General features: G+C 48.1%; 18 protein-coding genes. 7 read left to right on the forward strand and 11 right to left on the reverse strand.

Annotation, left to right across the window (positions count from 1 at the left end; genetic code table 11):
• Positions 1-39 precede the first annotated feature (39 nt).
• The 5 genes from barA to recN all read left to right on the forward strand — a co-directional run bounded on the left by barA (position 40) and on the right by recN (position 6532).
• Positions 40-2853, forward strand: coding sequence for a two-component sensor histidine kinase BarA (gene barA, locus Q1B47_RS11885; protein ID WP_299793679.1), 2814 nt, complete (start codon positions 40-42; stop codon positions 2851-2853).
• Positions 2828-3433 carry a YjaG family protein gene (locus Q1B47_RS11890; RefSeq protein ID WP_299793682.1) on the forward strand — a complete coding sequence of 202 codons (606 nt, stop codon included), beginning with the start codon at positions 2828-2830 and terminating at the stop codon, positions 3431-3433. The genes barA and Q1B47_RS11890 overlap by 26 nt, the downstream gene beginning before the upstream one ends.
• A gap of 16 nt (positions 3434-3449) precedes the next feature.
• Entirely contained in the window at positions 3450-3701 is a 252-nt protein-coding gene (locus Q1B47_RS11895) for a hypothetical protein (protein ID WP_299793685.1), read from the forward strand.
• Positions 3702-3815: 114 nt separating this feature from the next.
• On the forward strand, positions 3816-4775 hold the full coding sequence (locus tag Q1B47_RS11900; RefSeq protein ID WP_299793688.1) for an AEC family transporter: 960 nt from the start codon (positions 3816-3818) through the stop codon (positions 4773-4775).
• 95 nt (positions 4776-4870) lie between these two features.
• Positions 4871-6532: a DNA repair protein RecN gene (gene recN, locus Q1B47_RS11905; protein ID WP_299793691.1), complete on the forward strand. Its 1662-nt coding sequence runs from the start codon at positions 4871-4873 to the stop codon at positions 6530-6532.
• A 59-nt stretch (positions 6533-6591) separates the two neighbouring features.
• Here the strand turns inward: recN and Q1B47_RS11910 are convergent, their stop codons facing one another.
• The 10 genes from Q1B47_RS11910 to glyA all read right to left on the reverse strand — a co-directional run bounded on the left by Q1B47_RS11910 (position 6592) and on the right by glyA (position 15804).
• Positions 6592-7800 (reverse strand): class I SAM-dependent methyltransferase, encoded by a 1209-nt coding sequence (locus Q1B47_RS11910; protein ID WP_299793694.1) that lies wholly within the window; start codon positions 7798-7800, stop codon positions 6592-6594.
• A gap of 373 nt (positions 7801-8173) precedes the next feature.
• Positions 8174-8668 carry a phosphatidylglycerophosphatase A gene (locus tag Q1B47_RS11915; protein WP_299793697.1) on the reverse strand — a complete coding sequence of 165 codons (495 nt, stop codon included), beginning with the start codon at positions 8666-8668 and terminating at the stop codon, positions 8174-8176.
• Positions 8668-9627, reverse strand: a complete 960-nt coding sequence (gene thiL / locus Q1B47_RS11920; RefSeq protein WP_299793701.1) for a thiamine-phosphate kinase — start codon at positions 9625-9627, stop codon at positions 8668-8670. The genes Q1B47_RS11915 and thiL overlap by 1 nt, the downstream gene beginning before the upstream one ends.
• Before the next feature lie 119 nt (positions 9628-9746).
• The gene (nusB, locus tag Q1B47_RS11925) at positions 9747-10151 is read right to left on the reverse strand and encodes a transcription antitermination factor NusB (RefSeq protein WP_299793704.1); all 405 of its coding nucleotides are present in this window, start codon (positions 10149-10151) and stop codon (positions 9747-9749) included.
• 8 nt (positions 10152-10159) lie between these two features.
• Positions 10160-10642: a 6,7-dimethyl-8-ribityllumazine synthase gene (gene ribE, locus Q1B47_RS11930; protein ID WP_299793707.1), complete on the reverse strand. Its 483-nt coding sequence runs from the start codon at positions 10640-10642 to the stop codon at positions 10160-10162.
• A gap of 177 nt (positions 10643-10819) precedes the next feature.
• A complete protein-coding gene (gene ribBA / locus Q1B47_RS11935; RefSeq protein WP_299793710.1) occupies positions 10820-11923 on the reverse strand; it encodes a bifunctional 3,4-dihydroxy-2-butanone-4-phosphate synthase/GTP cyclohydrolase II in 1104 nt (367 codons plus the stop codon).
• Positions 11924-12033: 110 nt separating this feature from the next.
• Positions 12034-12696, reverse strand: coding sequence for a riboflavin synthase (locus tag Q1B47_RS11940; protein ID WP_299793713.1), 663 nt, complete (start codon positions 12694-12696; stop codon positions 12034-12036).
• Between the two features lie 4 nt (positions 12697-12700).
• Entirely contained in the window at positions 12701-13825 is a 1125-nt protein-coding gene (gene ribD, locus Q1B47_RS11945) for a bifunctional diaminohydroxyphosphoribosylaminopyrimidine deaminase/5-amino-6-(5-phosphoribosylamino)uracil reductase RibD (protein WP_299793716.1), read from the reverse strand.
• Between the two features lie 117 nt (positions 13826-13942).
• Positions 13943-14392: a transcriptional regulator NrdR gene (gene nrdR / locus Q1B47_RS11950; protein WP_299793718.1), complete on the reverse strand. Its 450-nt coding sequence runs from the start codon at positions 14390-14392 to the stop codon at positions 13943-13945.
• Positions 14393-14547: 155 nt separating this feature from the next.
• On the reverse strand, positions 14548-15804 hold the full coding sequence (gene glyA / locus Q1B47_RS11955) for a serine hydroxymethyltransferase (protein ID WP_299793721.1): 1257 nt from the start codon (positions 15802-15804) through the stop codon (positions 14548-14550).
• Positions 15805-16194: 390 nt separating this feature from the next.
• Here glyA and ettA point away from each other — a divergent pair, with 390 nt between their 5' ends.
• Both ettA and Q1B47_RS11965 read left to right on the forward strand, forming a co-directional pair.
• Positions 16195-17862: an energy-dependent translational throttle protein EttA gene (ettA, locus tag Q1B47_RS11960; RefSeq protein WP_299793724.1), complete on the forward strand. Its 1668-nt coding sequence runs from the start codon at positions 16195-16197 to the stop codon at positions 17860-17862.
• Positions 17863-18425: 563 nt separating this feature from the next.
• Complete coding sequence (locus tag Q1B47_RS11965) at positions 18426-19514, forward strand: metallophosphoesterase (protein WP_299793727.1); 1089 nt, start codon at positions 18426-18428, stop codon at positions 19512-19514.
• Between the two features lie 65 nt (positions 19515-19579).
• Here the strand turns inward: Q1B47_RS11965 and Q1B47_RS11970 are convergent, their stop codons facing one another.
• On the reverse strand, positions 19580-19990 hold the full coding sequence (locus Q1B47_RS11970; protein ID WP_299793730.1) for an MmcQ/YjbR family DNA-binding protein: 411 nt from the start codon (positions 19988-19990) through the stop codon (positions 19580-19582).
• Between the last annotated feature and the right edge of the window lie 191 nt (positions 19991-20181).

The following is a 20181-nucleotide window of genomic DNA, read 5'->3' on the forward strand; positions in this document are numbered from 1 at the left end:
TGTAACGTTTGTCAAAAAACTGGTAAATCAGCTAACCTAATGAATAATGCCAATAACATGACCAAATATAGTCTCCGCTCATGGGTTCTTGTACTGGCGTTAGCTCCTACAATCCTGGTCGGGATATTACTGGGCAGTTATTTTACCATAAATCGTTTCTATGAACTCGAAGAAACGCTCATAGAACAGGGCGGCAATATCATTGAGCCTTTAGCTATCGCTGCCGAGATAGGTCTGGAAAAGAAAGATTTCGAAACGACCAAGAAGCTTATCACCGCCGCCCAGCTGAATAAGTCATCATTAGTGCAGTTTATTGCCATCTTCGATACCAATAACCGGGTCATAGTCACCTCTCACCACTATAAAGATCACGAGCTGATGCGCTACGATCAGCCTTTGAGTAGCTTAATGCGTACCGAACTCGAGCAGGTGGGGGACAGCCTTATCTTACGTAGCCCCATCTTCTCATCTGAACATGAGCTCAAGGTTAACACCTTTGATGAGCAAGACGCTGAACAGGTCGTTGCCACTAAACTTGGCTATATTGCCGTGCTTATCAACAAGGAGAACGCACTACTCGAGCAACACAGAGCCGCCGTCGCCGCATTTATCATAGTATTGATTGGGGTTCAGCTAAACCTGCTGTTCACCTTCAGGCTGGTTAAAAATGTCACTCAACCTATCACCGAGATGGTTAGAGTTGTAGCTAAGATTCGTGAAGGAAAACTCGACACCCGGGTCGATGGCAATCTGATCGGTGAGCTGGATCTGCTGAAGCGGGGCATCAACGCTATGGCCGGCTCCCTGTCCGATTATCACGATGAGATGCAGCAGAATATCGATCAGGCGACATCAGATCTGCGAGAAACCCTGGAACAGATTGAGATCCAAAACGTTGAACTCGACCTGGCAAAAAAACGTGCTCTGGAAGCCAGTAGAATAAAATCTGAATTTTTAGCAAACATGTCCCATGAACTCAGAACACCACTCAATGGTGTCATAGGTTTTGCCAAACAGCTGTTAAAGACACCGTTACACACCAGTCAGCAGGAATACATCAACACTATCGAAAAGAGTGCCACCAACCTGCTTGATATCATTAACGATATTCTCGATTTCTCTAAGCTTGAAGCGGGCAAGATGGTATTGGAAAATATGCCTTTTGCACTCAGAGAGGTGCTCGACGACACCATCACGCTACTATCAAACAGCGCACGCGAGAAAGATATCGAACTGGTTATCGATATCGAACCGGAGATCCCGGAAGATCTGTCCGGTGATGCGATGCGAATAAGCCAGATCATGACGAACCTTGTAGGTAATGCAATCAAGTTCACCGACAAGGGTAGCGTTCATCTGAAACTGCAGTTAACCGACTCCACCGAGGAGGAGGTTCAACTGAGGTGTGAAGTCACAGATACAGGTATCGGTATCGATGCCGGTCAACAGGAGTATCTATTCCAGGCCTTCGGTCAGGCAGATTCATCGATCTCCCGACGCTTTGGCGGAACAGGGCTGGGACTTATCATCACCAAACGACTGGTCAATCGGATGGGAGGCCAGATAGGCTGTACCTCAAAGCTCAACCATGGCTCGACTTTTTGGTTCACACTGCCACTGCAAAGGAGTCAGTATCCTATCGGACAGGTGCTCCCTCTGGATAAGCTCTATGGTAAAACCATGCTTTTACTGGAGCCCAGAGAGCTATCCAACAGCACACTCAACCGTCTGGTCAACCACTGGAAAATGCAGGTCACTAACACCCGCTCTATAGAGCAGCTAAACAATACTCTCAGCCGAAAGAGTGGGACATTCGATTACGCGATCATCAGTTGCAACGGTTTGGGAGACAAAGATCAGATCTCATCTCAACTGAAGGAGATTAAGGAACGCTGTCAATACCTGGTCTTTATCTGTGGTAGCAATGAAGCGGTGACACAAGATCTACTGCCATTTGTAGATAAGCTGATCCCCGCCCCTATCGGCGAAAAAGCACTGGCTCAAATCCTCATCGACCCGCAACCCGACACTCAGAGTCGCTCCCTCACAGAGGACTCCGCCAGTCTGGAATCCATAGAGAGAGAGCCTTTACGCGTCCTCGCCGTCGATGATAACCCGGCGAACTTAAAGCTTATCGATACCCTGCTCAAAGAGTTAGTCAGTCAGGTTACCGTTATTGACAGCGGCCAGGGCGCGGTGGATATCGCACAGGAGCGTAGCTTCGACCTCATATTTATGGATATACAGATGCCTGGAACCGACGGCATCAGTGCCACCAAACTCATCAGGCAGAACTCCCTCAACCGCAATACACCAATTATTGCTGTCACGGCCCATGCCATCGCAGAGGAGCGCGAACGTATTCAACAAAGTGGAATGGATGGCTACCTGCCAAAACCTATCGATGAGGCCGCCTTGAGAGGCGTGATCGATCGTTGGAAGACTAAACCTAAGTTCACCCATTTCGACCAATTTACTCTCAATTGGGAACTATGCCTGACTCAGGCTAACCATAAACCTGACTTGGCACTGGATATGCTGAAGATGCTGTTAGACTCGCTACCTGAAACAACTCAACAAATTGAGGCTGCACTCGAGTCCTTCGATGATCAAATCATGCTGAGCACAGTACATAAACTGCATGGCGCCAGTTGCTATTGTGGCGTGCCAACGACACAGAAACTGTGCCAGGCCATTGAGTCGACTTTGAAGCAGGGGGCCAGCGTTGCCGATGTCGAACCCGAAATACTTGAGTTACTTGATGAGCTAACTAAGGTAGAATCGGCTGCAAATCAAGTAATATCCCAGTTATCTACGGACATAATCGATGACAAAAAAACCAGGCTTCTTTAAGCGCGTAAAAGCATTAAGTTTTCAACAAAAGAAAGTATTTGCTATTGCCTTATGCCAACGCATGTTACCCAACTATCAGTTATTTTCTCAGGTGTGCGAATTTGGTGATCCCCAGGTTTTAGACACTGTCTTAAACCTGCTATGGCAATCGACCTATGATCAAAAGCTTAAGCTGAATATCGATATCTACCTGGAACGATTAGAGCTTAACACTCCCAACCCGGCCGAGTTTGATGTCTATGGCGTTTATCCGGCAATGGATGCTTCAACGGCACTTATCTCACTTTTGAGCGCAATACAGGGAAAAGTTGAAGAGGATATCGTCAACATCAGCAAGCTCTCCTCCAGCACTGTAGCAAACTATATCGAAGCTATCTCCGATATTGAGATGGACGAAGATGCTTTTGATGACTACATTTTTAATCATGAAGTCATGGTTGAAGAGAAGGCTCTGCAGGACTCTCTGCTTGAACTTATCGAAGAAAACCCCAAACTGGATGCCGGGTTTATAAAGGCATTACGTAAGGAGATCATTGAGGCTGGCGTGTCAAACATAGGCATAGCAACACCGGAAGTTTAGCCTTCGTCATATAACTATGCGTAAATTGATTTATGAAGGCCATGTACTGACAAACTCTGAAGGTTTGACAGATACCTGGAAACTCACCATAGGTGCTCAGAGCCGCATCGGCTCTCTGTTTGAGTTAAGAAGGCAAGTGAGCTTCTACCAGGAGCTTGGGGTACTGCCTCCGCTAAGGGTGAGTTTACTGGATGCAAAGAGTGCTAAAAATGATAGCACCAGGCTATCAAACTCACCAGCACCTGGCAAAAGAGCCAAGTCGAATTAACCGGTATTCGACTTGACTGCTCTGCCGCTCCCCCAAGGCTAGACCTTAGCGTAATATCCTTTCCCCGGTATTTTATGGTATTTGTATTATTCGCTCGTTTCAGGAATGCTACTGATGTCGCCAATATTAGCTCCACTTTTTTCAGTGCTCGGGATCATGCTGTTAGGCGCCGTGATCCAAAAACTCAAAATCTTGCCAAGCGAAACCGATCAGGTACTAAACCAATATGTCTATTACATCGCCTTCCCAGCCATCATGTTGTTTGCTCTGGCACAGACACCGATAGAGGAGATCCTTCAATGGGGCTTTATCGCCGGTTACAGTATCGCGATGCTGATAACCTACCTGTTGGTTACCTTTATCTCCCTGAAGATCAATAAGGCTCGCTCAGATATAGCGGCAGTCAGAGCATTAAACACCACCTTCGGCAACACCGCCTTTATCGGTATTCCTCTTCTGGCGATGATATTTCCGGCACAACAGAGTGCGTTCGCCGCAGCGGCTATCGCGAGTCTGCTGTCAGTAGTGGTATTTGCAATCGTACTGGTCACCCTGGAGCTATATCGGGGAGAGAAAACACAACCACCGCTAATAACGGTTACACAATCCCTGCTGCAAAACCCTATTGTAATAGGCAGTGCGATAGGTATCACCCTATCCGCATTGCAGATCGAGCTCTTTAACGCCATCTCGATAATGATCAAACAGATAGGTATGAGCTCCAGCCCCTGCGCTCTTTTTGCTATCGGTATGGTATTGGCAAAAGCCAGAGACTCGGCTAAATCACCACGAAGCAACCCTATGGGGCGATTCGCGGAATTAGGCTGGATAAATCTATGTAAGCTACTTATTCAGCCGATGCTGGCCTATATTTTATTATCGGCCTTCTCCATCGAGGGAGACTATCTGATCATGGGGGTCATCTTAGCTTCACTTCCTACTGCCGCAAGTGTCTACCTGTTAGCCCAGAGGTACCAGGTTCAGGCTCAAGTGAGCGCTCAGGCAATTGTCGCCGGGACCCTGCTCAGCATATTGACCCTGCCGGTTATAGACGCGTTACTCAGAACACGTTAACCGGCAGGATAGAGTAATATTCACACAAAGCTTTACTGTATATAAAATCAGTATATACTGTTTAAAAACACAGTACTCTTAGAAGGGATGCCGCTATGCTTTGCCAACTCAGTATCAACAACTTTGCCATAGTTCGCTTTCTCGAGCTGGACTTCAAGCCAGGGATGACCACAATTACCGGCGAAACGGGTGCGGGAAAATCGATCGCCATAGATGCGTTAGGTCTCTGCCTGGGTAATAGGGCCGATGCCAATACACTCCGCCCGGGTGCCACTAAAGCCGAATTCAGTGCCAGGTTTTCTTTAGATGATGTTCCATTGGCAAAGCGGTGGCTAGAAGATAACGACCTTGAACTCGACGACGAATGCATCCTGAGGCGTACCATCGGCTCCGATGGACGCTCAAGAGCCTATATCAACGGTAACCCGGTTCCATTGGGTCAAATGAAGAGCCTTGGACAGCTGTTAATTGGGATCCACGGCCAACATGCCCATCATGCCATGCTAAAAAGTGAGCACCAGCTTACCCTGCTCGATAGCTACGCCAACCACAGACTTCTGCTTGAATCGGTATCGAGCAGCTTTCAGCGGTGCAAGCTGATCGAGAAAGAGCTTAAAGCACTGCAACAGTCGCAACACGAGCGAATCGCCAGAAAACAGCTACTCCAATATCAGGTTGAAGAGCTCAATGAATTTGCACTCGAGGATGGTGAGTTTGAGCAGATAGAATCCGAACATAAGAAACTTGCCAATGGCACGGCTCTCATTGACGCATGCCGTAAGGAACTGTTTATTCTGCAAGATAATGATGAAGCCAGTGTTGAATCCCTCATCAATGCCGGGATATCCCAGGCTCAGGAGTTAGAAGCATACGATCCACAGTTGAATAGTGTGGTTAACATGCTCAATGATGCACTTATTCAGGTTCAGGAGAGTAGTAGCGAGCTCGAGCGTTACCTCGATGGATTGGAGCTGGATCCGGAACACTTCTCCTTCTTAGAACAGCGCCTCTCAAAGGTGATGCAGCTCTCCAGAAAGCATCAGGTTAATCCTAACGAGCTCTACAGTCACCATCAAACACTGATCGCCGAGCTGGCCTCATTGGACTCCGACGAGGAGGCACTCACCTCCCTTCAGGAGGAGGTCGATGCCAGCCTTGAGAGTTATATCACCCATGCAAAAAAACTCAGCCAGAGCCGCATCCGTTATGCCAAAGAGTTAGATAAAAAAGTCACTCAATCTATCCGGGAGTTGAGCATGCCCAAGGGCAAGTTCTCCATATCTGTTAACTTCAACGAGTCCCATATATCCCCTAACGGCTGTGACACGATAGAGTTTCTGGTTACCACCAACCCGGGACAACCACTGCAACCGATCTCTAAGGTCGCTTCGGGTGGCGAACTGTCACGTATTGGTTTAGGTATTCAGGTGATCACGGCCAAGAAGGTCGCTACGCCGACTCTGATATTCGATGAGGTCGATGTCGGAATATCGGGACCGACAGCGGCAGTCGTTGGAAGAATGCTCCGTAGTTTAGGAGAGTCGACCCAAGTCATGTGCGTGACTCACCTGCCCCAGGTTGCAGGCAAGGGCCATCAACATATGTTTGTCAATAAACAGAGCAGAGGGGGAAAAACTGAAACCTCGATGGTACCGTTAGATAAGACACAGCGTATAGAGGAGCTGGCTCGGTTACTGGGTGGGGATGTTATCACCAGCAACACACTGGCCAACGCGAAGGAGCTCTTACACTCCTGATATCGATGGCTATCCAATTCAGCCAGAGGAAGCCCCTTCCAGGGACTTCCTCCTCGAACTTAAGGGATAAAGATAACCTCTTCGTTAAGCAGTTGGTAGATAACCTCTACAGCCCTGTTTTTATCAGCCCCATTCTGACCTAGTACGTTAAGCATATCGGCACCGGAAAAACAGGTGGTTTGTTCGGTAAGAAGCAGTATCACTTGAGCCAGAATCGGATCGGTTACCGTTTCACTTTTCCTGTTTCGCACCCTGTAGCTCACCTTTTCTATTCGTTGGGAGTGATCCAGATTGCGCTTCTCAACAGAGAATGAAGCCTCCGGGTTCACGGCAAATTGACTCGAGTCGATCTGCTCAACTGTGACCATTGGAGCGGCTGAGTTATCGGCCTTACAGATAATAAACTCCAGCTTGGGGATCTCGAACAGCCTTTCAATCACCTTATACTGCTCCGTCAGGCTCAACTCCTTTAATCTGGCTAACAGTTGAGGATCTGTGAAACGTTTCTCTACCGACCATGCATCGGGATCGGTCCAACGAATGAACTTCATTCCGGCATTCGCAATAAATTGCCATAAGGAGCTTATATCGTAACTCACTTCATTCACATTCAGGCAGGTATCGACAAACTCCACATCAGGGTTGCTATGGGTATTTTCCCAGTAATTCCCCTTAAAGATGGTGCTATCGGCAACCTCGGTTAACTTTCTGGCGAGTGGTAATCGACTCTCGATGGGAGCTTGATTAGACGAGATAATGTCTATCCCTTCGATAAGACGATAGAGAGCTTGCCGGCCATAACTGCCATAGAGCATTAATGAGATCACGCCGTGAGGAGCCAGGATCTCGGTCAGATTGTTAAGACCCACCTGAGGATCGGACAGGTGATGCAATACTCCGGAAGAGTAGATGACATCGAAGCCACCGGGAGGCACCTCTACCCCCTCTAACGTCATAAGGTCAGCCTGCACAAAGTTAATATTGGTGAGACCGCGCGCCTGAGCATTGGCTCGCGCCTCGGCTAAACCAACACTATTAATATCGATGGCGGTAAACATCACATTGGGTTGAAGTGATGCAGCCCCGAGAACTGCCGGACCTCGGCCACACCCGGCATCTAATACGTGAAGAGGCCCGTCCTTATCTTTTTTCTTAGCCACATAGCTTAAGAGTAACCTGATATCGAACCCGGCTCTGATGGTCGGATCGCCCGACGGGTAGGGATATTGCTCATACATACTCTTAACTTTACTGGTTGTGTGATCCACGGTCCGTCTCCATGTTTGGTGCAATCGATGAGCAGGAGCATAGAAACAACAAGACGTTGATATCGGGATTACTCCCTGGCACCAAGCTCACTAAATAGATAATAGAGTTAATATGTTAACTCATTAAGCGAATCCAAATTAGCGCATTTCAGTGCTATTAGCAAAAGGAAAACTGATAATTCAACTAGTCGGCAGCCGGGTGATTACAAACCGTTTTTACACGGTTTTTTCAATAGAGAGAAATCAGCGACAGGATAAAGCAGAGAGGGGAGTTAGCCTCAATATGAATGAATCAGGCATAAAGTCACGCTTAGCCATCGAGAAGAAAAGCGCTTATGACACCCGCCTGAGTGCCACAAGCTTACACCATAGCCTACGCCAGGTAGTGAGCTAACCCCTGCAGGCAAGCGAGAGCGAAGATCCCCGCGAGGACATCATCTATCATGATGCCAAAGCCACCTTCTACCTTTGCATCTAACCAACGTATGGGCCAGGGTTTGATGATATCGAAGAAGCGAAACAGGGCAAAGCCAACCAACAACCAAACCCAACCCGCCGGAGCCGCTATCATGGTGATGAGCAGGCCGGCGACCTCATCCCAGACGATAGCGCCATGGTCGTGTACGCCCATATCTTTAGCGGCTTTATCACAGATATAAAAACCGGCAATGACACTTATAAGAGTCAATGCCAGATACCAGGACAGGCTCAGAGGGGCCATCAGCAGATACAGCGGGATGGCAGCAAGAGTACCGAAGGTTCCCGGTGCCTTAGCCGCCAAACCGGAGCCAAACCCCAGAGCCAAAAAATGGATAGGGTTAGTCAAAGAAAGATGAGTCAAAGCTTCATCTCTGGAGAATATGTTCATCAGGAAAAGTGCTCAAAGCCTATGTTATTTGGTGTAAAACGCTCTTTGTTGCGCATCAGCTTTATGGAGTCACCTGTGGTGATCTGTCCAATCTGAGTAAACTGCACTCCGGCATTAGCCAGTGCCGTCTCGAGCGCGCCTTTCTGAGCTTCGGGGACGGTAAACAGTAACTCGTAATCTTCCCCCCCCATAAGGGCATAACTTAATGCTTCATCCTCTGTTACCGATTCGGTGAGCGCATTAGACAGAGGCAATTTTTGAAGTTCTATCACCGCGCCAACTTGTGAGCGCTTAAGTATGTGCTTAATATCAGATCCAAGACCATCTGACAGGTCTATGGCACTCGATGCCAGCCCTCTCAATGATTGGCCGGCCAGCACGCGGGGGGACGGATAGTAGTGCCTGTTAACCAGATACTCATGATGTTCAGGATCAACTTTTCGCTTTCCACGAATGACATCGAGCCCCAGGGCCGAGTCACCTATCGTTCCTGTCACATAGATCCAATCACCATTTTTAGCACCACCACGGGTTAATGCTTTGCCCGCAGGCACCTGACCATTAATCGTGATGGTTATCGAGCGAGGTCCCCTTGTCGTATCGCCACCAACCAGAGCTACACCATAATATTCGGCGGCATCGAAAAGGCCGGAGCTGAACTGGCTCAACCACTGTTCGTCCACATCGGGGAGCGTGAGTGCCAGTGTCACCCAGGCTGGTTCCGCCCCCATGGAGGCTAAGTCGGAGAGATTAACCGCTAACGATTTATACCCCAGCGCCTGGGGTGGAATATCCGGATAAAAGTGAATCCCTTCAACCAGAGTATCGCAGGATATCGCTATAGATTTATTCAGAGCAGGCTGAACCAGCGCACAGTCATCACCAATGCTCAACTCCACATCACGGCGCGAGTGGGAGCGGTTAGTGAAGAAATTTTCTATTAATTGGAATTCTTTCACGGTAACAGGAGCCCTGTCAGATATTTGAGATGATTTTAGAAAAGCTGACCTAATCACTTCAAGTAATAAGCGTAAATCACATGAAAAAAAACGGCATCCTGAGATGCCGTTTTATTGTATTACTTACGACCAACAATCTTGTCGAGAATACCGTTTACAAACTTATGGCCATCTTCTGCACCAAAAGCCTTTGCCAGTTCAATAGCCTCGTTGATCGCGACCTTATAAGGCACATCCTTACGAAATGTGAGTTCATAAGTTGCGAGTCTCAGTACGGCTTTCTCAATAGGAGATACTTCGTCATACGGACGCTCCACATGAGGAGTAATTAGCTCGTCTAGCTGAGACTGTTTGGTTGAGGCTCCGGATAACAACTCACGGAAGTAAGCGATATCGACACCATCAACTTTTTGCTCTGTGAGAAACTCATGTTCCACATCGGCAACATTATTTCCGCTTAACTGCCAAGAATAGATGGCTTGGACGGCTAAACGACGGGCCTTACGGCGCTCAGAAGGCTTCATTTTTGTTCCTAATCTTGCAACTGCTGTTCTAGTTCTTGCAGTACATTAACCATCTCAAGCAGGCCAAGTGCAGCTTCACCACCCTTATTGCCCGCTTTAGTACCAGAGCGCTCAATCGCTTGCTCAATGGTATCGGTAGTCAATACACCGAATGAAACAGGAAGATCGAACTCAAGTGCGATTTGAGCTAAACCTTTGTTACATTCACCTGCAACAAAATCAAAATGTGGCGTACCACCGCGGATAACTGCACCCAGTGCAATGATCCCATCAAATTTACCGCTGGCAGCAACACGACGTGCCGCAAGTGGCAGCTCAACCGCTCCGGGGACTCGTACTACTGTGATATTTTCATCAGTGACTTGACCGAAACGCTTAAGTGTATCAACCGCACCCTCAAGCAGGCTTTCAACAACGAAGCTATTGAAGCGTGAAACTACGATAGCGATCTTGGCGTTCTTCGACTCGATATTACCTTGAACTACGTTCATTTATCTTACCTAAATTAGCTTATTTACCCAGCACGGGCGCGGAGGAGGCGGTATGATAGCACAACCTCAGCGTTGATCCCCATGCAATTCATCAGAATTGATTAATTTTTCTAACTCACGACTCCACCTGCACTGTTTTCATCGTAAAAAAACAGTTTAAGATGGAGCAGATCTTTATTACTCGGCGATATACTCTGTCACTTCTAAACCGAAGCCTGAAAGTGAGTGATAATTCTTTGGTGAACTGAGTAGTCGCATCGATGTCACACCTACGTTAGCGAGGATCTGTGAACCGACCCCAACCTGACGTGAAGTGCCCTGCCATTTAGCCGGAGCAACGGCTTGACCACTATCTTCCAATTCAAACGTTTTCACTTTCGCCAGAATGTCACTGCTATGTTCTTGATGACCCAAGAGCACCAATACACCGCCCTCATCGGCAATGCGTTGCATCGCTTTTTCAAGTGGCCAACTGCGCTGCTGATCCCGCTCTGAATGCAGCAGATCATTGAAGGTGTTCTGCAGGTGTACACGTACCAACGCATTCTCTTTGACCTCGCCATTAATCAACACGTAATGTAGCTGATTATCTATGGTGTCTCTGAAGGTCAACATATCAAACTCACCGAAACGGGTTGGCAACTTACATTGCGCTTCACGCACAACACTTGTCTCCTTAGTGTTTCGATATTCGATCAAATCGGCAATAGTGCCCATTTTAAGGCCATGCTTTTCGGCGAAGATCTCGAGATCCGGACGACGGGCCATAGTGCCATCATCATTAAGGATCTCAACGATAACAGCAGAGGGCTCAGCCCCCGCAAGACGCGCTAAATCACAACCGGCTTCGGTGTGTCCCGCACGAATAAGTACGCCGCCCTCTTGCGCCATCAGTGGAAAGATATGGCCGGGCTGAACAATGTCTGTCGGTTTCGCATCTTTAGCAACGGCAGCCTTTACCGTTACTGCACGATCTTGAGCCGAAATTCCCGTCGTGACGCCTTCGGCCGCTTCGATAGAGACGGTGAAGTTAGTCGAGAACTGAGCATTATTGTTGCTTACCATCAGAGGCAAATTCAACTGCTCACAACGTGCTTTTGTCAGGGTCTGACAGATAAGGCCACGTCCGAAGGTCGCCATAAAGTTAATGGCTTCAGGCGTCACCATGTCGGCAGCCATGATCAAATCACCTTCGTTTTCTCTATCTTCATCGTCCATCAAGATAACCATTTTACCGAGGCGAATATCTTCGATGATCTCTTCTATACTGTGTAACGACATTGTAAGGCCTTCATTTTTATTGTAACGATTATCTGATCCAGCAATAGAAATAACTGAATAGATATATTTTAGTAATAATTTAATCTTCTATTTACAGCTTTTGCCAGCGTTTAACGCAAAAAACCTGAGCGAGCTAACAGATCCATAGTCACATTGGACTCCGGCCCTTGTGTAGCCTCGCTTGAGTAGGTCATCAAGCGTTCTAAATGCCGTGCGATCAGGTCGACTTCGATATTAACCGAATCACCCGCCTTCAGATCGATCAATGTTGTTTCACCGGCCGTGTGGGGCACTATGGTTAACCTGAAACGATTCTCCTGGACTTCGTTAACCGTTAGGCTGACACCGTCGATAGTGATCGAGCCTTTATGGGCAATATAGCGCGCCAGCTCCTGTGGTGCCGTTAGCCAAAATTCGATGGCCTTACCGCGAATCTGTCTATCATCGACAGAAGCGATGCCGTCGACATGGCCACTGACCATATGACCACCAAGACGAGTCGTGGGCGTTACCGCCTTCTCCAGATTAACTTTTGTGCCCACCTGATAGTTGGCAAATCCGGTTAAACTCACGGTTTCAGCTGAAATATCGGCCACATAACCATCACTCAGGCATTCAACCACCGTTAGACATACTCCGTTGGTAGCGATACTGTCACCTAAACGAACATCACTTAAATCGAGTTTACCGCTGGAAACATTCAGGCGAATGTCATCACCTAAGCGTTCAATTTTTCTCAATGTACCAACAGACTCAATGATCCCAGTAAACATGAACTTATGACCTTATTTTTAACGTTAAACGGGTATCTTTACCCAATTTACGCTCATCAATTAACTCGATGGATGGAATATCAGCCATCGATTCATAATCAGACAGAGTAATTAGATTACGACCGGCCGACCCTAATATTTTCATCGCTTGATACAAGATTAACTCATCGGCGTGCCCCTGCTCGATAACGCTTCCGGCCAGAGTCGCACCGGCCTCAATCAGAACAGAGTTACACGTTTGCCCGAGATATTTGAACAGCTGTGATAGTTCGACGCGACCACAGTCATCGCCAGGCAACTTAATATGAGATACATGCTCAGGCCACGCCGCTTGCTCATCGAGTGGGTAATCATTGCAGGAGACCAACAGGATGGGGCTATCGATCGAAAAGAGTCTAGCTCCTTTGGTGAGCCTGGCCCTGCTATCCAGTATTACCCTAAGTGGCTGATGAATCTCACTCGGAGCGAGTTCACCGGCCAATACTCCCAGGTCGCTATGGCGTACATTGAGCGACGGGTCATCGGCAAGCACTGTCTCTATGCCCGTTACCAAGGCGCAATGACCGGCCCTTAAGCGCTGTACATCGCGTCTGGCCTCGCTGCCTGTTATCCATTTTGAGACACCATTATGTAGTGCAGTCTTGCCATCTAAACTTGACGCTAACTTCACCGTGACCTTGGGTAGCTGAGTTCGCATGCGTTTCATAAAGCCCGGATTGATATCGCCGGCCTCTTCACTCAGCAGCCCGACATCGACCCGAATACCGGCGTCGGTGAGCATTTTGATTCCTCGGCCCGAAACCTGAGGGTTCGGATCTTCTACCGCCACAACAACACGAGTGACACCAGCCTTGATCAGAGCCTCGGCACAAGGAGGTGTACGGCCATAATGACTGCACGGCTCGAGCGTAACGTAAGCAGTTGCACCTTTAGCACTTTCACTCGCCATAGCCAGGGCGTACACTTCGGCATGGGGCCCACCCGCCCTGATATGAAATCCTTCGCCGACAATCTGGCCCTCTTTTGTCACCACACAACCAACACAAGGGTTAGGTCTGGTTGTGTATAGCCCTTTACGTGCAAGTTTAATTGCACGGCTCATCATCTCAATATCTTCTACAGACCACATATTATTCAGACCATCTATTAATCACACTGGGCAGTCACTGAAACTAACTTCACCCAATTACCGCTAAACACCCTACATCAGGCGATTTCAAACTCATTACAGCAGAAGTTGTAACTTTTATTTCTGCAATTTAGCGATAGCATCACCAAATTCGGAGACATCTTCGAAGGCGCGATAGACCGAGGCAAAACGGATGTAAGCCACCTTATCGAGATTCACCAACTGCTCCATCATCAGGTTGCCTATCATCTCCGACTTAACCTCACGCTCACCGGTGGCACGTAAGGTCGATTTTATTTTAGTCAGTGCCTGCTCGATCTGATCCATAGACACAGGACGTTTCTCGACCGCACGTAGCATACCGCCTCTGAGTTTCTCTTCATCGAAAGGTTGGCGGCTGCCATCTTGCTTAACCACACGCGGCATCACAAGTTCGGCCCCTTCAAATGTGGTGAACCTCTCATGGCATTCGGCGCACTCTCGGCGACGCCTGACTTGATGGCCATCAGCCACCAAACGTGAATCGATCACTTTAGTATCTGTTGCGCTGCAAAATGGGCAATGCATAGAGCCTCCGCAGAAGTTGAGAATTGGAATGACTGTTTAGAGGATTTTCTCTACCCGGCCGTCAGGAGTCGAGTACACGGGTGATACGGCTCTCCTGAAATAAAAATGGCCGCTAAGAAGCGGCCACTGAAGTTTACCTGATTTAACCTATAAGGTTAACCGTAAACAGGGAACCTGGCGCACAATTCAAGAACCTGATTCTTAACTCGCTCAATCGTGCCCAGATCGCTAATGTCATCCAGAACATCACACATCCAGTTAGTCAGCTCAACCGCCTGCTCCTCTTTGAAGCCACGACGGGTGATAGCAGGAGAACCAATACGAAGGCCCGAGGTAACAAATGGTGAACGCGGGTCATTAGGTACCGAGTTCTTATTAACTGTGATGTTAGCCTGACCCAACGCCGCATCGGCATCTTTACCGGTAATGTCTTTGCTGATGAGATCAAGCAGGAACAGGTGGTTATCGGTGCCGCCGGAAACGACATCATAGCCGCGCTCGATAAAGGTCTTAGCCATCGCCTTAGCGTTAGCAACAACCTGCTCCTGATAAGCGGTAAACTCAGGCTCAAGCGCTTCTTTAAATGCAACCGCTTTAGCGGCGATAACGTGCATCAAGGGACCACCCTGGCCACCCGGGAAAACGGCTGAGTTCAGCTTTTTATAGACAGCTTCATCATCACAGGCAGATAAGATCAAACCACCACGAGGACCGGCAAGTGTCTTGTGAGTCGTCGTTGTTACAACGTGAGCGTGTGGCAGTGGATTAGGGTAGATTCCGGCAGCAACCAGACCCGCTACGTGAGCCATATCCACAAACAGGTAGGCACCAACTTTATCGGCGATCTCTCGGAACTTGCCCCAGTCGATAATACCTGAGTAAGCACTGAAGCCAGCAATGATCATCTTAGGCTTATGTTCAACGGCAAGGCGCTCAACCTCGGCATAATCTATCTTGCCGGTGACCTCATCGATACCGTACTGAACGGCGTTATATAACTTACCTGAGAAACTCACATGAGAACCATGAGTCAGGTGACCACCATGAGCCAGACTCATACCCAAGACAGTATCGCCCCCCTGGAGCAGAGCCATGAACACAGCCGAGTTGGCCTGAGATCCTGAGTGAGGCTGTACGTTGGCATAGGTAGCACCAAACAGCTCTTTAGCACGAGATATTGCCAACTCTTCAGCGATATCGACATGTTCACAACCACCATAATAACGCTTACCCGGATAACCTTCGGCGTACTTGTTAGTTAGCTGTGAGCCTTGTGCTTCCAATACACGTGGACTGGTGTAGTTTTCTGAAGCGATAAGTTCGATGTGCTCTTCCTGACGACGAGTTTCATCTTCAATCGCTTGAAACAGTTGTGGATCAAAGTCCGCGATATTCATATCTTTTTTCAGCATTAAAATCACTCCAGCTGTAAATTCTTATAGTAGGGTTGCGCGGTATTCTACAGCGCAATTGATCACAATCCCAGCATTTGGAACATGAAATTCCTTGCTATTCCCATTGAGTAGTGCTCACAAACTGACTGAAACATAAGAATTGACCCACTGAGTGACTGTTTTCTCTGTTTTATTCAAGTTTTCGAAGTAAACTCATTGGTTTGTAGGAGATTACAGAAAACACTTTTTCATTTTCAAGCTTATTCAATTCACAGCTTAGGGCCACTGAGCAGCGGTCGACACCATTGAATAGCCAAATTTGAGAATTCAACCTATCAAGATCAGATTTAAGTTCACTCCTGATTCGAGTAGAATTAGCTCAATTCCTCTATCAGATAAGATAAATATATGGCTCAGTTTGTTTATAGCATGCTTAGGGTGGGTAAGATTGTTCCACCTAAAAAGCAGATCCTTAAAGATATCTCATTAAGCTTCTTCCCCGGCGCTAAGATCGGCGTACTCGGTCTGAACGGCTCGGGTAAATCTACCCTACTTCGCATCATGGCGGGTCTTGATACCGAAATTGAGGGTGAAGCACGCCCTATGCAGGACCTGAAAATCGGTTATCTGCCTCAGGAACCTAAGCTCGATCCGACTCAAACGGTACGCGAAGCGATCGAAGAAGCTGTCGCGGAAGCTAAAAATGCCCTCACCCGACTCGATGAAGTCTATGCGCTCTATGCCGAGCCCGATGCCGACTTCGACGCTCTGGCTAAAGAGCAGGGAGAGCTTGAAGCGATCATCCACTCCCAAGATGCCCATAATCTGGACAACATACTCGAACGTGCGGCTAACGCGCTGCGTCTGCCCGATTGGGATGAAAAGATTGAAGTTCTCTCCGGTGGTGAGCGTCGCCGTGTTGCCATCTGTCGTTTGCTGCTTGAGAAGCCGGATATGTTGCTTCTCGATGAACCGACCAACCACCTGGATGCCGAATCTGTCGCCTGGCTTGAGCGATTCCTGCAGGATTACACCGGAACGGTCGTAGCCATTACCCACGATAGATACTTCCTTGATAATGCAGCCGGTTGGATCTTAGAGCTCGACCGTGGTGAAGGTATCCCATGGGAGGGCAACTACTCTTCATGGCTTGAGCAGAAAGATGCCCGACTTCAGCAGGAGTCTGCCACCGAGAGTGCTCGCCAGAAAACCATCGCCAAAGAGCTGGAGTGGGTACGTCAGGGAACTAAAGGCCGTCAGTCTAAGGGTAAGGCGCGTATGGCCCGTTTCGAAGAACTGAACACTAACGATTACCAGAAGCGTAATGAAACCAACGAACTATTCATTCCACCTGGACCACGCCTGGGCGACAAGGTTATCGAGGTTAAAAATCTGACCAAGTCTTACGGCGATCGTGTACTCATCGACGACTTGAGTTTCTCGGTGCCCAAGGGCGCTATCGTAGGTATCATCGGTGCAAACGGCGCGGGTAAATCGACCCTGTTTAAGATGATATCCGGTGCTGAGAAGCCGGATAGCGGTACAGTCGAGATAGGTGAGAGCGTACAGATAGCCTCTGTCGAGCAGTTCCGTGACTCGATGAATGACAAGAATACCGTATGGCAGGAGATATCCGAAGGTCAGGATATCATGCGGATCAATAATACAGAGATCCCGAGTCGTGCCTACGTGGGTCGTTTCAACTTCCGTGGTGGCGATCAGCAGAAGATCATCGGCACCCTCTCCGGTGGTGAGCGTAACCGTGTCCACCTGGCGAAACTGCTACAGGCCGGCGGTAACGTGCTACTACTCGATGAGCCAACCAACGATCTGGACGTTGAAACCTTGCGGGCACTGGAAGAGGCGCTGCTTGAATTTCCTGGTTGTGCCATGGTTATCTCACATGACCGTTGGTTCCTCGACCGCATCGCGACCCATATTCTTGATTATCGTGATGAGGGGAAGGTTAACTTCTACGAGGGTAACTACACCGAGTACTCAACCTGGCTAAAAGAAACCTGTGGTACCGATGTTATCGAGCCTCACCGCCTTAAGTACAAGCGAATCAACAAGTAGGACCTACTCAGAGCTGTCCCGACACTTTCTGAAATAATGCGTCGGGCACTTAATGAGTAAGCCCTCCAAGAAGCGAAAACCCAGGTTTTCGCTTTTTTATGTCAGGCCATAAATGTTCCATTCATTTATTGGCATTTCCGCCATCCTTAGCAGTCAGAACATTTATGAAGGTTTACCAGGGATGGAAATAAACCTTCGTTATGTCTGGCCATAAATGTTCCATTCTTGTATTGGCATTTCCGCCATCTGACCCATGTGGCCTGTGATATTCCTGATATCACTCAGGCATTTCCGCCATCTGACCCATATGGGAAATGTCTTAAAACCGTAGGGAACGCTTTAGACCTTAGCAGTCAGAACATTTATGAAGGTTTACCAGGGATGGAAATAAATCTGCGTTAAGCCTTCCTTAAACGGCTCAGTTTTTATACTTTACCCTCAGACACAGATATTGATATCGACCGATATAAAGATGCTGGTATCATCAGTTCACCCGAGAGTGGCATTAACATACCTTGATAACAAGCTACTAAAATAACTAGAATTAAAGAAGAGAGCCCTCATTGAAAAAGTTCACCGCCTTATCTTCATTTGCCTTGCTGGCTTGCACTCAATTAGCTATCGCCTCGACAGCTTCCTCCGGTATAGACCTAACAGTGACCGATGGCCCCTACCTGTTCACTCAAGCAAGTTCAGACGCACCACAAACAGCATACTGGGTATGCAACAGTGAGTTACGCACTACCCAAGTTAAGGAGTTACAGCTGGTCAGTCCAAATGACTGCGGACAGCTCCCGCAACCGACGCTTAACCCCGAAGCCCATGATATCTCAGCCGATACCTACTCAAATATCAAAAAGATTGTGGCTCTGAGCGATGTCCATGGCCAATACGATATATTGCTCACCCTGCTTAGAAAGCAGCACATTATCGATGAAGATAACAATTGGGCCTTCGGTGATGGTCATATGGTGATGACGGGAGACATGTTTGACCGCGGCCATCAGGTCAATGAGGTGCTCTGGTTCATGTATAAATTAGACCGGCAAGCCAGCGCGGCTGGCGGTAAGCTGCATCTCTTGATGGGAAATCATGAGCAGATGGTGATGCGCGGCGATCTTCGATACGTACATGAGCGCTATAACGTTGCAGCTAAGCTGCTCGACAGAAGTTACGATGAGCTTTATGACAAGAGCAGTGAGATAGGCCAATGGCTTCGCGCTAAAAACACCTTGGTCAAAATCAACGACACCCTGTTTCTACACGGCGGGATCAGTAGCGAATGGATCGACAGGGAACTCACATTAGCTAAAGCCAACGACCTCTACCGCAAGAATATCGACAGGTCCAAGCCTGAGCTGAAGCAGGACGAGCTGCTCAACTATCTGTTCTTCGGCAACGGACCCACCTGGTTCAGGGGCTACTTCAAGCCCGGTTATGATGAGAGTGAGCTGGACAAGATACTGAGCTATTTCGATGTGAAGCAGATCGTCGTCGGTCACACCTCACAGGAGCGTGTACTGGGCCTGTATGACAACAAGGTGATCGCGGTCGACAGCAGTATCAAGGAGGGAGTCTCAGGTGAGCTGCTACTGATACAGGGCAAGACTTTGACTCGCGGCCTCTATAACGGAAATCGTGTTGCGTTATAGCCCGGCTATCTCACCGAAAAGGGAGAGTCACTTTAAAGGCAATGTTAAGTTAAGAGATTATATAGTTAGAGATGAACCAAAACTGAGGCCTGAGCCTTCCTGGTCATCTTAGCCACCACCAACATAAACGAGTTATCTATCATGCGCTCGATTTCACCTTGTGGAATTGAGCCATCGAGAATGACGGTATTCCACAGCGCCTTATTCATATGATAGCCGGGGATCACCGAGGGGAAGATATCTCTGAGTATCGCCGCCTCATCGGGATAACACTTCAGGTTCATCCACCAGTCAGGTCGCTCTGAAACCAGCTCAGTTTCATCACTCTCCTTGCCGCCTCTTACAACCTTGCCGATAGAGAGGGTCGCAAACATCTTACCTTTGACCTTGAAGACATAGACTCCCTCCCCGAATGGAAAGTCGAGTTCAGTCTGTGGCTTAGACAACAGGTAGGTTTTAGCACGTTCAAAATCCATATCTATCACTTCATTATCCGCCAAGATGATAGTTAGGTTAACACTCAATAACCTGGTTTAATATCTATATTGAGTTGATAGCTTATCTTGCAGAGAAAGAGGCACAGCTCTCTTAACGAAACACACCAACTCCCCTACGAAAAACCTCAATAAGATTAATTATTGAGGTTTTTTTAAGTTACCAGAAACCA

Origin of the sequence: uncultured Shewanella sp., from assembly GCF_947501225.1 — a bacterium.
Lineage (GTDB): Bacteria > Pseudomonadota > Gammaproteobacteria > Enterobacterales > Shewanellaceae > Shewanella.